The organism is Streptomyces sp. NPDC045846 (genome assembly GCF_056431605.1).
In genome coordinates, this window is sequence record NZ_JBWKKJ010000002.1 from 739,962 (window position 1) to 752,640 (window position 12,679).

Genomic DNA, 12,679 nt, shown 5'->3' on the forward strand with positions numbered 1-12,679 from the left:
GCTCGCCGGCCGGGGCCGCCTCGCGGGAGGCCGCCTTGCTGTTGCGTGAGACCGTCCGGCAGAGCGCCGGCCCCGGCACCCTGATCCTGCTCCTGAGCTGTGCGTCGGCCGGCGCCGGGCTCGCCCTGCCCGCCGCGCTCGGCCGCGCCCTCGACCTGGTCCTGGCCGGGCGGCAGTCCCAGGCCGGCCCGTGGATCACCCTGTGCGTGCTGCTCACCGTCCTCACGGTGCTGATCGGCGCCGTCGAATCCGCCGCCACCGCGACCGCCGCCGCCCGCAGCGCGGCCTGGATCCGGCGCCGGGTCCTCGGCCACGTACTGGACGCGGGCCCCCAACACGTGGGTTCCGAGGGCGAGTTGGTGGCTCGCCTCACCGGCAACGCGGTGCAGGCCGCGACCGTCCCGGTGTCGATCGCGGGCACCCTCGCGGCCGTGGTCACCCCGGTCGGCGGCCTCGTCGCGCTCGCCCTCACCGACGGGTGGACCGCCCTGGTGGTGCTGGCCGGAATGCCGCTGTTCGCCCTGCTCCTCAAGGTGTTCGTGCGCGGCTCCGGCGCCAGCAGCGCCGGATATCTGCACACCCAGGGCGAGATCGCGGGCCGACTCCTCGAAGCCGTGCGCGGGGCCCGTACGATCGCCGCCGCCGGACGCCCCGAACGGGACGCCGCCCGGATTCTGGCCCCGCTGCCCGAACTGTCCCGCCAGGGCCACCGCATGTGGGAGGTGCTCGGCCGCTCCACCGCGCAGGCCGCCGTCCTGCTGCCGCTCCTCCAGCTCGCCGTCCTCGCCGTCGCCGGGCTGCGCGTGGCCCGCGGCGACCTGAGCGTCGGCGGCCTCCTCGCCGCCTGGCGCTACGCCGCGCTCGCCACCGGCACCGGAGCCCTGGTCGGCATGGTCAACACCCTGACCCGCGGCCGCACCGCCGTGGCCCGCCTCCAGGACGTCCTGGGCACGCCCATCACGGCGTACGGAAGCACCGAACTTCCGCCTGGAAAAGGCGAGTTGACCTTTCGGGGCGTCACGCACGGGCCCTTGCGCGGGCTCGATCTGACGGTGCCGGGCGGGGCCGTCGTCGCCGTCGTCGGACGGTCCGGCAGCGGCAAGTCCGCGCTCGCGGCCGTCGCGGGCCGGCTCGCCGACCCCGAGTCGGGCACGGTCGCCCTCGACGGCGTACCCCTGCCCTCCCTGGCCCGCGCCGGGCTGCGCCGGGCGGTCGGCTACGCCTTCGCCCGCCCCGCACTGCTCGGCGGCACGGTGGGCGGCACCATCGCGTACGGGGTCGACGACCCGGGCGAGGACGCGGTGCGCGCCGCCGCCCGCGCGGCCTGCGCCGACGCCTTCGTCCGCACGATGCCCGACGGCTATGCGACCCCTTGCGCGAGCGCGCCGCTGTCCGGCGGCGAGGCCCAACGCCTGGGCCTGGCACGGGCGTTCGCGCACCCCGGTCGGCTGCTGATCCTGGACGACGCCACCTCCAGCCTCGACTCCGCCACCGAACTCAAGGTCTCCCAGGCGCTGCTGCACGGCAGCGGCACCCACCTGATCATCGCGCTGCGCGCCTCGACGGCGGCGCGCGCGGACCTCGTGGTGTGGCTGGAGGACGGCCGGGCGCGGGCCGTCGCACCCCACCACGAGCTCTACCGGATCGCGGACTACCGCGCGGTGTTCGGGGAGGTCGAGGCCGCGTGCTGATGAGCCTGCTGTGGCGGCGCAAGCGGGTGCTGCTGCGCCTCGCCGGATGGTCCCTGCTCGAATCCGCCCAGACCTTCCTGCTCGGCTTCGCCCTCGCCCGCGCCCTCGACGACGGCTTCCTCGCGGGCCGCGCCGCCACCGGCACCGGATGGCTCGCGGCGGCCGCCGTCGCCGTGTTCGCCGGAGCCTGGGGAACCCACCGGGTGTACGGGACGGTCGCCGACTTCGTGGAGCCCGTACGGGACGGCCTGGTGCGGGCGGTGGTGACGCGCGGCCTGCGCGAGGCGGACGACGCCGCCCTGTCCCGCCTCACCCAGCAGGTGGAGCTGGCCAGGGACACCCTCGCCGGACTCGTCCTCGTCTCCCGCACCTTCGTCTTCACCGCCGCAGGGGCTCTCTTCGGCCTGTTCGCCCTCGCGCCCGTGCTGCTCGCGGTGGTCGCGGGCCCGCTGGTCGTGGGGCTCGCCCTGTTCGCCGCGACCCTCGGCCCGCTGGCCCGCCGCCAGGAGGACCTCCTGGCCGCCGACGAACGCCTGGCCGCCGAACTCGGCCTGATCGCGGGCGGGTTGAGGGACATCGCGGCATCGGGCGCCCACGAGCGGGCGGCCGCGAGCGCCGGGGAGCGGATCGACGACGAGTACCGCGCGGCCCGCTCGCTCGCCCTCTGGGGCGTGGCCCGGACCTTCGCCGTGGGGATCGGCGGACGCCTGCCCCTGGTGCTGCTCCTGGTCGGCGCGCCCTGGCTGCTGCGCCACGGGGTCACCGCGGGCGGCCTGGCGGGCGCGCTCGCCTACCTCACCCAGTCCCTGCTGCCCGCCCTCCAGGCCCTGGTGCAGGGGCTCGGCACCTCGGGCGCCCGGCTGACGGTCGTGCTGCGCAGGCTGACCGAGGGGGAGGAGGAAGGCCCGGCCCCGGTGCCGTACGGGCCCGACGGGTGGCCGGTGCGGCTGCGCGGGGTCGTCTTCGCCTACGGGCCCGGCGCGGACCCCGTCATCGACCGGCTCGACCTGGCCGTGCCGGCCGGCGAGCGGCTCGCGGTGGCCGGGCCCAGCGGCATCGGCAAGTCCACCCTGCTCGCACTGATCGCCGGGGTGCTCCGGCCGGACGCGGGCGAGGTGATCCGGGGCTGCGACCGGGTGCTCGTGCCGCAGGAGGCGTACGTGTTCACCGGCACCCTCCGCGAGAACCTCGGCTACTTCTGCGACCGGCTCCCGGACGACGAGACCCTGCGGGAGTCGGCCGACGCGGTCGGGGCGGGGCCGCTCCTGGAGCGGCTCGGCGGGCTCGACGCCGTGCTCGATCCCGCCGCCCTGTCCGCCGCCGAGCGCCAGCTCGTCGCGCTGGCGCGGGCCCATGTCTCGCCCGCGCCCCTGGTACTGCTCGACGAGGCGACCTGTCATCTCGACCCGGCGGCCGAGGCGCGCGCGGAGCGGGCGTTCACCGGACGCACCCTCGTGGTGGTCGCCCATCGCACCGGTTCGGCGCGGCGCGCGGACCGCGTACTGCTGATGGACGGGGCCCGCGCGGAACTCGGCACCCACGAGGAACTCCTGGCCCGCTCCGCGTTCTACCGCGACCTCACCGGAACCGGTCCCTCACACCCATCCCTCCCCCTGGGAAATCCGTATCGCGTCGACCCGGTTGCGTGCCCCGGTCTTGCGGGTGATGGCGGCCATGTAATTGCGCACGGTGCCGTTGGAAAGATGCAGTCGGAGCGCGATGTCGGAGACCGAGGCTCCTTCCGCAGCGAGTGAAAGAACGCTCAACTCCCTTTGAGTGAGCGGCATTTCGGCGGCCCTGAGGAAACTGAAGCCGAGAGAGTCGTCGACGAACCGTTTCCCCTCGGCCACCTGTCTGATGGCGAAGATCAGGCGCTCGGGTGTGCCCCCCTTGTCCACATAGCCGCGCGCGTTGGCGTCGGCGGCTCGTTTCAACGGTCCCGGACGGTGCGTGTCGGCCAGCACCAGCAGTCGGCATTTCCCGGTGCCGGGACGGCAGCCGGTGAGTTCGCCGAGCGGGGCGATGCCGTAGGACTCGGAGCAGTCCAGGTCGGCGGCACAGACGTCCGGGCTCAATAATCGCGCCAATGCCGCGGCGCCGCGCCACGGGGCGTGGTGGACCTCCAAGTCCGATTCGCGTGAGAGGCGGTCGGCCAAGGCCGACCGCAACAGACACGCGTCGTGCACGAGAAGTACCCGGATCACGTTTCCAGCTCCTCCCAGGGTCACCGCTACCGGTGCCTTCGTTGGGCACGCAACGATTCTGGGCGGCGGTTACCCCCGTCACGGTCCGGCCGAACGGATCGGTGGGGGGCACTGGGGGCGCGCACCAGCGCACGCGGGGCGCGACACGCGCCGCCGGGGCGCACGAAACGGGGGTGCTCCGGCCCCCGAATCCCCCCGCTGGCCAGGGAGTTGAGCCTGTCATGGCCGGTGCGGAGGGGGGAGCGCGTCGCCCGCTGGGAGGGCCGGTATTCGACCGCGGACCGTGCGTGGCTGGTCGCGCAGTTCCCCGCGCCCCTTGGCGGGGCTGGTCCCGGCGGGGTCTTTTCGGACCCTTCGGTCGGGGAGGGCCGGTATTCGGCCGCGGATCGTGCGTGGCTGGGCGCGCGGTTCCTCGCGGTCCTTGGAGGGGTCGGTGCTGCTTACTCCGGCGGGGCGGTCAGGTCGATCAGTTTGCACACCGTCTCGATGTCGATCTTGACCTGGGCGATGGACGCGCGGCCGGACAGCCAGGTGATCAGGGCCGAGTGCCAGGTGTGCTCGATGACCCGGACCGCGGAGAGCTGCTCCGGGGTCGGGTGGTCCAGGCCCATCGCGTCCAGGATGATCGCCGTGGTCTGCCGCGAGACGGTGTCCACCTCGGGGCTCACCGAGCGGTCCGCGAACGTGAGGGCCCGCACCATCGCGTCCGCCAGGTGCGGCTCGCGCTGGAGTGCGCGGAAGGCGCGCATGAGGGTTTCGGCCACCCGGTCCGCGGACGCCTCGCCGGAGGGTGGATGCTTGCGCAGGGTGCCGTGCAGGTGCTGGAGCTGGTCCTGCATGGTGGCGACCAGGAGGTGGATCTTGGACGGGAAGTAGCGGTACAGGGTGCCGAGCGCGACGCCCGCGGCCTCGGCCACCTCGCGCATCTGGACCGCGTCGAAGCCGCCCCGGCTGGCCAGCTGGGCGCTCGCGTGCAGGATCCGACGGCGCCGGGCCTCCTGGCGCTCCGTCAGGGGCGGGGCGGCCGCGGTGGCCGCCTTGACTTCCGCTGTCATGTGTCCCGTTCCGTTTGTCCGGTTCTCCGGTGTTCTCTGCCACGGTGTTCGGCGGCCCAGCATGGCAGGGGCCCCGTCGTGGCGCGAATCACCTGATCCGGCTCTTACAGTCGCGCTACCTGCCGGTAGATTCGAAGCTCCTTGAGTGATCAAAGAACGCTCAAGAAGGATCAAGTCTGGAACTTGTTCTAGATTAGCGCGAGCGGTTACGCTCCGGCGAAACGCAGTGATGAAGGGGGCCGCGAGTGACCGCTGAGGCCATAGAGGCAAGCCCCCGCACCGGGGACGCGGGCCCTGCGGGCGACCGCCCGCTGCGGATCGCGCTCCTCACCTACAAGGGGAACCCGTTCTGCGGCGGCCAGGGCGTCTACGTGCGCCACCTCTCGCGCGAACTCGCCCGGCTCGGCCACAGCGTCGAGGTCATCGGCGCCCAGCCCTACCCTGTGCTCGACGAGGGCGTGCCCCTCACCGAGCTCGCCAGCATGGACCTCTACCGCTCGCCCGACCCGTTCCGCACGCCCGCCAAGGACGAGTACCGGGACTGGATCGACCGCCTGGAGGTCGCCACCATGCGCACCGGCGGCTTCCCCGAGCCGCTCACCTTCTCGCTGCGCGCCCGGCGCCATCTGGCCGCCCGGCGGGGCGAGTTCGACGTCGTGCACGACAACCAGACCCTCGGGTACGGGCTGCTCGCCGACGTGGGCGCGCCCCTGGTCACCACGATCCACCACCCCATCACCGTGGACCGGCAGCTGGAACTGGACGCGGCCCCCGACTGGAAGCGCCGCGCCTCGGTGCGCCGCTGGTACGGCTTCACCCGCATGCAGAAGCGGGTCGCCCGTCGGCTGCCCTCCGTGCTGACCGTCTCCGGCACCTCCAAGGGCGAGATCGTCGACCACCTCGGGGTGCGCGAGGACCGCATCCAGGTGGTGCACATCGGCGCCGACACCACCCTGTGGTCGCCCGACCCCGCCGTCGCCGAGGTGCCCGGCCGCATCGTCACCACCTCCAGCGCCGACGTGCCGCTCAAGGGCCTGGTCTTCCTCGTCGAGGCGCTCGCCAAGCTGCGCACCGAGCACCCCGAGGCCCACCTCGTCGTGGTCGGCAAACGCGCCGAGGACGGCCCGGTCGCCCAGGCCATCGAGAAGTACGGGCTCGGCGACGCCGTCCAGTTCGTCAAGGGCATCACCGACGCCGAACTGGTCGACCTCGTACGGTCCGCGCAGGTCAGCTGCGTCCCCTCGCTGTACGAGGGCTTCTCGCTGCCCGCCGCCGAAGCCATGGCCACCGCCACCCCGCTGCTCGCCACGACCGGCGGCGCGATCCCGGAGGTCGCCGGCACCGACGGCGAGACCTGCCTCGCGGTGCCGCCCGGGGACGCGGGAGCCCTGGCGGCCGGACTCGCCCGGCTGCTCGGCGACCCGGCGCTGCGGGCCCGGCTCGGCGCGGCCGGCCGCGAACGCGTCCTGGAACGCTTCACCTGGGCCCGCGCCGCCCAGGGCACCGCCGAGCTCTACCGCGAGGCGATCGCCGCCCAGGGCCGCTCGGCCCGGAAGGCAGCCAGGTGACCCGGAGCACGAACCCCGGGCGCCCCGCGCCCGTCCCCCCGGGCCGCCCCGTGCCCCAGACGCCGGGCCGCACCGCGGCCCAAGGGGGTGCCTGGTGACGCGGCACCCCCGACACCCCGGCCGACCCCATCCCCCCGTCCGCGAAAGCAGGCATCCGTGCTGACCGTCGACTTCTCCCGCTTCCCGCTCGCCCCGGGCGACCGCGTGCTCGACCTGGGCTGCGGCGCGGGCCGGCACGCCTTCGAGTGCTACCGGCGCGGCGCCCAGGTCGTGGCCCTCGACCAGAACGGCGAGGAGATCCGCGAGGTCGCCAAGTGGTTCGCCGCGATGAAGGAGGCCGGGGAGGCCCCCGAGGGCGCCACCGCCACCGCCATGGAGGGCGACGCGCTCAACCTGCCGTTCCCCGACGAGTCCTTCGACGTCGTGATCATCTCCGAGGTCATGGAGCACATCCCCGACGACAAGGGCGTGCTCGCCGAGATGGTCCGCGTCCTGAGGCCCGGCGGCCGCATCGCGGTCACCGTGCCGCGGTACGGGCCGGAGAAGGTGTGCTGGGCGCTGTCCGACGAGTACCACGAGGTCGAGGGCGGCCACATCCGCATCTACAAGGCGGACGAGCTCATCGGCAAGATGAAGCAGGCGGGCCTCAAGCCGTACGGCACCCACCACGCGCACGCGCTGCACTCGCCGTACTGGTGGCTCAAGTGCGCCTTCGGGGTCGACAACGACAAGGCGCTGCCGGTCAAGGCGTACCACCAGCTGCTGGTCTGGGACATCATGAAGACGCCCGGCATCAGCACGCTCACCCGGCTCGCCGAGCGGGCGCTCAACCCGGTCGTCGGCAAGAGCTTCGTGGCGTACGCGACCAAGCCGCACCTGCCCGTGCTGCCGGGAAAGAGCGCTGCCAAGTGACCTCGCCGGAGCGCACCGAACACCTCGTGCTGCCCGGGGTGCTCACCGCCGGGCAGGCCGGACGGACGGTCACCGCCCTGCTCACCGCGCAGCGCGACGACGGAGCCATCCCCTGGTTCCGCGGCCACCACCTCGACCCCTGGGACCACACCGAGGCCGCGATGGCGCTGGACGCGGCGGGCGAACACGCCGCCGCCGAGCGCGCCTACGACTGGCTCGCCCGGCACCAGAACGAGGACGGCTCCTGGTACGCCGCCTACCACGACGGCGAGCACGACAACGTCACCGACCGCGGCCGCGAGTCCAACTTCGTCGCCTATGTCGCGGTCGGCGTCTGGCACCACTACCTGGCCACCGGCGACGACACCTTCCTCGACCGCATGTGGCCCACGGTCTACGCGGCCGTCGAATGGGTCCTCGCCCTCCAGCAGAGCGGCGGGCAGATCGGCTGGAAGCGCGAGGAGGACGGCGCGGCCGTCGCCGACGCGCTGCTCACCGGCAGCTCCTCCGTGCACCACGCCCTGCGCTGCGCGCTCGCCATCGCCGAACAGCGCGAAGAGCCGCAGCCCGACTGGGAGTTGGCGACCGGCGCGCTCGCCCACGCCATCCAGCACCATCCCGAGCGCTTCCTCGACAAGTCCCGCTACTCGATGGACTGGTACTACCCGGTGCTCGGCGGCGCCCTCACCGGCGCGGCCGCCAAGGCCCGCATCGAGTCGATGTGGGACGACTTCGTGGTGCCCGGCCTCGGAGTGCGCTGCGTGCTGCCCAACCCGTGGGTCACCGGCGGCGAGAGCTGCGAACTGGCCCTCGCGCTCTGGGCGATGGGGGAGTCCGACCGGGCGCTCGACATCCTCCAGTCCATCCGGCACCTGCGCGACGAGGCGACGGGCATGTACTGGACGGGCTACGTCTTCGAGGGCAACCGCGCGGTGTGGCCCGAGGAGCTCACGACGTGGACAGCGGGCTCACTGCTCCTCGCGGTGGCCGCCCTGGGCGGCGACGAGGCCACCACCGCGGTCTTCGGCGCCACCCACCTCCCCCGAGGCCTCCCCCCTTCCTGCTGCGAATAGCCCACTGCACGGATGCGGTCACCGCATGCTGCCAGGGGCGCGGGCTTCTCCACGCGGATGGGATCACCGCATGCCGCCAAGGGGCGCGGGGAACTGCGCGAGCAACTGGCCACGGCCCGCAGCCGAAGGGGCCAGGGTGCGGGGGCTCACCACCCGGATGGGTGGAGCTGCACGCTGCCAAGGGGCGCGGGGAACTGCGCGAGCAACCGGGCACGGTCCGCAGCCGAAGGGGCCAGGGTGCGGGGGCTCACCACGCGGATGGGGGGAGCTGCACGCTGCCAAGGGGCGCGGGGAACTGCGCGACAGGCCCCCACCGGCCCGCGGGTGAAGCCCCCCACCCCCCAGCCCCGCGGAAGCGACCCGTACGGAGTCGCCCGGGTGGCGCAGCGCGGTGGGCCGGGTGAGGCTGCCGGGGAGGCCGAAACATCCCCCGGAGGTCATCGTGCCCAGTACGTTCCCCATCCGCCGCATAGTCGTGGCGGTCGTCCTTTCCTGCGCCGTCCTGGTGTCGACGACCGCCTGCGGAGGAGAGACCAAGTCCACTCAGGCCGCCGCGCTGACCGTGGCCGAGAGCAACCCGTCGCCGACCGCGTCGGCCGAGCGGCAGAAGCTGGCCAAGACGCGCTTCGTCGCCAACGCGGGCCTCGCGGCCGGCGCCGCCTACCAGTGGATCGTGAAGCCGTTCAAGGCGGGCAAGTTCAAGAAGGGCGCCAAGGGCCGCACCTTCGCCCTCGTCAAGGCGGGTCTGGCGGGCGCGTTCACGTACAACCGCCTGAAGGCCGCCACCGAGAACGCCAAGGGCGACCCGCTGCTCTCCAAGGCCCTCGCCCCGCTGTCCTCGGGCATCGAGTCCCTCAAGGACCTGCCCGCCAAGCTGCGCAAGGGCGACGCGAGCGACGCCGACGTCGGCAAGTTCGAGAACGTGATCGGCGGCGTGAAGGACGCGGGCCAGAGCGCCGGAGCGCCGGTCAAGGACCAGGTCCCCTCCGCCGGACAGCTCTCCGGAGGCTGAGCCCGCGTCAGGGCGGGCCCGCGTCCTCGACGGCCGGTACTAGGCGTTGAGGTCGGCCAGGGTCCGCAGAGTCGCGAGGTCCGGTGACGTGACCAGCAGGTCCGTCACCGGGCCCTTGCGCCACAACTCCAGCCGTTCCGCGATGCGTTGGCGGGGCCCCACCAGGGAGATCTCGTCGGCGAAGGCGTCCGGCACGGCGCGCACCGCCTCGTCCCGGCGGCCCGCCAGGAACAGGCTCTGGATGTGGCGGGCCTCGTCGCCGTACCCCATGCGGGCCATCAGGTCGGCGTGGAAGTTGCGGGCCGCGTGGCCCATGCCGCCGATGTAGAAGCCCAGCATCGCCTTCACCGGGAGCAGCCCCTCGGCGACGTCGTCGCACACGTGGGCCCGCACCATGGGGGCGACCAGGAAGTCGTCCCGCAGCCCGGCCAGCGCGGCGGCGTAGGCGTCCGTGCGGGTCGGCGACCAGTACAGCGGGAGCCAGCCGTCCGCGATGCGGGTCGTCTGCGCGATGTTCTTGGGGCCCTCGGCGCCCAGCAATACGGGGAGATCCGGGCGCAGGGGGTGGGTGATCGCCTTGAGGGGCTTCCCGAGGCCCGTGCCGTCCGCGCCGTTGTAGGGGTGCGGGTGGAAGCGGCCGTCGCGTTCGACCGGGGCCTCGCGGCGCAGCACCTGGCGGATGACGTCGACGTACTCGCGGGTCGCGGTGAGCGGGCTAGACGGGAAGGGGCGGCCGTACCAGCCCTCGACGACCTGCGGCCCCGAGAGCCCGAGGCCCAGCATCATCCGGCCGCCCGAGAGGTGGTCCAGGGTGAGGGCGTGCATGGCGGTGGCGGTGGGGGTGCGCGCGGCCATCTGCGCGACCGCGGTGCCGAGCCGGATGCGGGAGGTGTGCGCCGCGATCCAGGTCAGGGGGGTGAACGCGTCGGAACCCCAGGCTTCCGCCGTCCACACCGAGTGGTAGCCGAACTCCTCGGCCGCGCGGGCCAGTTCGAGGTGGGCGGGGTTCGGTCCGCGCCCCCAGTAGCCGAGTGCGAGTCCCAGGCGCATGTGGCGTCCCCTCCCAGCGATCTGACGAACCGTCAGGGGACTGTAGGGCAACGGCCCCCCGCCCGGAAGGGGGCGGGGGGCCGTCGAGGCGCCGGGGCGGTCAGCCGCGCTGGATGCCCGTGGTGTCCTGGAGGACGCCGCGGCGGCCGTCCTGCGTCTGGGCGACCAGACCGGGACCGCGCTGGTCGACGGCCAGGTACCAGGTGCCGGGGGCGAGTTCGGCGATCGGGGTGGGCGATCCGTCCTCCGCGTACAGCGGGCGGGCGACGGGGACCGCGAACCAGAACGGGGCGAAGTCACCGGCCGGGGCGGCCGACGCGGCCGGGGCCTGGCTGTCCTTGTTCAGGTCGGCGGCCGGAGCCTGCGCGCCGAACGGCTGGGCCTGGGCCTGCGGCTGGCCGCCGAAGCTCGGGTCGCCCGGCTGGGCGCCGTAGGGCTGGGCCGCGCCGGGGTAGCCGTAGCCACCGGCCGGCTGGGCCGCGCCCGGGTAGCCGTAGGGCTGCGGGGCGGCCGGGCTCGGGGCGCCCATCAGCGGCGCCTTGAGGGCGGCGACCAGCGGCGAGGCCACGGCGGCCGCGGCGAGCACCAGCGTGGCGATCAGGCCGAGGATCATGCCGGCGCCGGAGCCGTGCGCGTCGATGATCGTCCAGAACGCGGTCCAGGCGGCGAAGATCGTGAACGCCACGCCGAACTGGGTGAGGTCCAGGCCCGCGACCTTCTTGGGCTGCGGCAGCGAACGGCCGACGACCACGAGCACCGCACCGATGATGCCGGCCAGGAACATGCTCATCAGGAGCGAGAGCGAGTCCCAGGCGTTCGGCGCCTCGACACTCGGGCAGAACTGGCCGGAGCAGCTCGGCGCGGACGTGAGATTCAGGAACGAGGCGATGAACAGCACCACCGCTGCACCGATCACCACGCCGTCGCCTCGTGTGAGGGAGCGGATGTTCACGTAAAAGTCCTCTTTTATGTCGTCTCGTCGGGGCGGTCATCGCTGCCGCCGGTGTACGTGCACACGGCGTGAAGCTCTAGGTGGTTCCCCCTGTGCGGAAGAATCTATCGTCTGGATCTGTGGGCCGTACGGCGGGTCGGGAGCCTACCCGCCCAGGAACGCCATAATGCCGTCGGCGATCCCCTGAGCCGCCTTCTGGTGCCACTCCGCACTCTTCAGGAGCTCCGAATCCCGGGAATCCCGCATGTTGCCGCACTCGATGAACACCTTGGGAACCGTCGACAGGTTGAGTCCGCCGAGGTCGCTGCGGACGTCCAGGGCGGTGCCGTCGCCCACGTAGTTGGAGGCGTTCATCCCCGTGTCCAGGACGAACTTCCCCGCGATCCGCACACCGAGTTCACGCGAAGGCCCCACGATCGGCGCGGTGTCGGCGGCGCCGCCCTTCACCGTCGCGGGCAGGATCACGTGGAAGCCGCGCTGGCCCTGGTTCGCGCCGTCCGCGTGCACCGACACGACGGCGTCGGCATGCGCCTGATTACCGATCCGGGCCCGCTCGTCCACGCACGGGCCGAATGTCCGGTCGCCGTTCTGGGTGAACACGACCTTCGCGCCCTGCTTTTCCAGGATCGCCCTGATCCGGTGCGACACATCGAGGGTGAACTCGGCTTCCGTATAACCGTCGTTGGTCTCGGTACCGGTGGTGTCGCATTCCTTCTTGTTCGTGCCGATGTCGACGGGCTCGTTGATCTCTTTCGTGTGCTGGAAATTATTCGGATTGTGACCTGGGTCGATGACGACGGTCTTTCCGGAGAGCGGCCCGGCGGCGGTCCCGCTCTTCGGCGACCCGGGTGCGGGTGCGGACGCCGACGAGGAGGGGGCGGCAGGGGAGGGGGTGGCCGTCACGGTCACCGTCGCGGCGCCCGCGCCGGGGCGGGTCGACTGCACGGTGCGGCTCGGCAGGGGGAGCACCTTCGGCGGCTTGTCGTCCTGGCCGCCGGGTCCGCTCATCGCCTGCCAGACGAGCCAGCCCGCGAGGGCGGTCGGCGCGAGGGCGGCGAGAGCGACGAGGGCCCGGCCGCGCACACGGCGCGACCGGCTGTCCGGGTTCGATGACTCGCTGTCGTACGACACGCTGCGATGCTAGGGCCTGGCCGGGTGATCC

10 protein-coding genes and 1 pseudogene are annotated in these 12,679 nt (G+C 73.2%); 6 read left to right on the forward strand and 5 right to left on the reverse strand.

Annotation, left to right across the window (positions count from 1 at the left end; translation table 11 throughout):
• Positions 1-35 precede the first annotated feature (35 nt).
• Entirely contained in the window at positions 36-1,691 is a 1,656-nt protein-coding gene (locus AC07F3_RS08245; RefSeq protein ID WP_479111628.1) for an ATP-binding cassette domain-containing protein, read from the forward strand.
• Positions 1,691-3,073, forward strand: a pseudogene (locus tag AC07F3_RS08250) (ATP-binding cassette domain-containing protein); the annotation flags it as partial. The gene AC07F3_RS08245 and the pseudogene AC07F3_RS08250, both read left to right, overlap by 1 nt.
• Positions 3,074-3,286: 213 nt before the next feature.
• Here AC07F3_RS08250 and AC07F3_RS08255 read toward each other — a convergent pair.
• Both AC07F3_RS08255 and AC07F3_RS08260 read right to left on the reverse strand, forming a co-directional pair.
• Positions 3,287-3,895, reverse strand: coding sequence for a response regulator transcription factor (locus AC07F3_RS08255; protein ID WP_479111630.1), 609 nt, complete (start codon positions 3,893-3,895; stop codon positions 3,287-3,289).
• A 440-nt stretch (positions 3,896-4,335) separates the two neighbouring features.
• A complete protein-coding gene (locus AC07F3_RS08260; RefSeq protein WP_479111632.1) occupies positions 4,336-4,950 on the reverse strand; it encodes a TetR family transcriptional regulator in 615 nt (204 codons plus the stop codon).
• Between the two features lie 245 nt (positions 4,951-5,195).
• Here AC07F3_RS08260 and AC07F3_RS08265 point away from each other — a divergent pair, with 245 nt between their 5' ends.
• The 4 genes from AC07F3_RS08265 (at position 5,196) to AC07F3_RS08280 (ending at position 9,515) form a co-directional block, all read left to right on the forward strand.
• Positions 5,196-6,518 (forward strand): glycosyltransferase family 4 protein, encoded by a 1,323-nt coding sequence (locus AC07F3_RS08265; RefSeq protein ID WP_479111634.1) that lies wholly within the window; start codon positions 5,196-5,198, stop codon positions 6,516-6,518.
• 156 nt (positions 6,519-6,674) lie between these two features.
• Positions 6,675-7,430, forward strand: coding sequence for a class I SAM-dependent methyltransferase (locus AC07F3_RS08270; protein WP_479111636.1), 756 nt, complete (start codon positions 6,675-6,677; stop codon positions 7,428-7,430).
• Positions 7,427-8,503, forward strand: coding sequence for a prenyltransferase (locus AC07F3_RS08275; RefSeq protein WP_479111637.1), 1,077 nt, complete (start codon positions 7,427-7,429; stop codon positions 8,501-8,503). The genes AC07F3_RS08270 and AC07F3_RS08275 overlap by 4 nt, the downstream gene beginning before the upstream one ends.
• 442 nt (positions 8,504-8,945) lie before the next feature.
• Entirely contained in the window at positions 8,946-9,515 is a 570-nt protein-coding gene (locus AC07F3_RS08280; RefSeq protein WP_479111639.1) for a hypothetical protein, read from the forward strand.
• A gap of 39 nt (positions 9,516-9,554) precedes the next feature.
• Here AC07F3_RS08280 and AC07F3_RS08285 read toward each other — a convergent pair whose 3' ends face one another.
• The 3 genes from AC07F3_RS08285 to AC07F3_RS08295 form a co-directional block, all read right to left on the reverse strand.
• The gene (locus AC07F3_RS08285; protein WP_479111641.1) at positions 9,555-10,565 is read right to left on the reverse strand and encodes an LLM class F420-dependent oxidoreductase; all 1,011 of its coding nucleotides are present in this window, start codon (positions 10,563-10,565) and stop codon (positions 9,555-9,557) included.
• 100 nt (positions 10,566-10,665) lie between these two features.
• Positions 10,666-11,517, reverse strand: a complete 852-nt coding sequence (locus AC07F3_RS08290) for a hypothetical protein (RefSeq protein WP_479111643.1) — start codon at positions 11,515-11,517, stop codon at positions 10,666-10,668.
• A gap of 144 nt (positions 11,518-11,661) precedes the next feature.
• Entirely contained in the window at positions 11,662-12,648 is a 987-nt protein-coding gene (locus tag AC07F3_RS08295; RefSeq protein WP_479111645.1) for an N-acetylmuramoyl-L-alanine amidase, read from the reverse strand.
• Between the last annotated feature and the right edge of the window lie 31 nt (positions 12,649-12,679).

Excerpts from the sequence above, each read along its gene's own strand:
- AC07F3_RS08285 (WP_479111641.1), bottom strand. The coding sequence starts at position 10,565 with ATGCGCCTGGGACTCGCACTCGGCTACTGGGGGCGCGGACCGAACCCC.
- AC07F3_RS08260 (WP_479111632.1), bottom strand. The coding sequence starts at position 4,950 with ATGACAGCGGAAGTCAAGGCGGCCACCGCGGCCGCCCCGCCCCTGACG.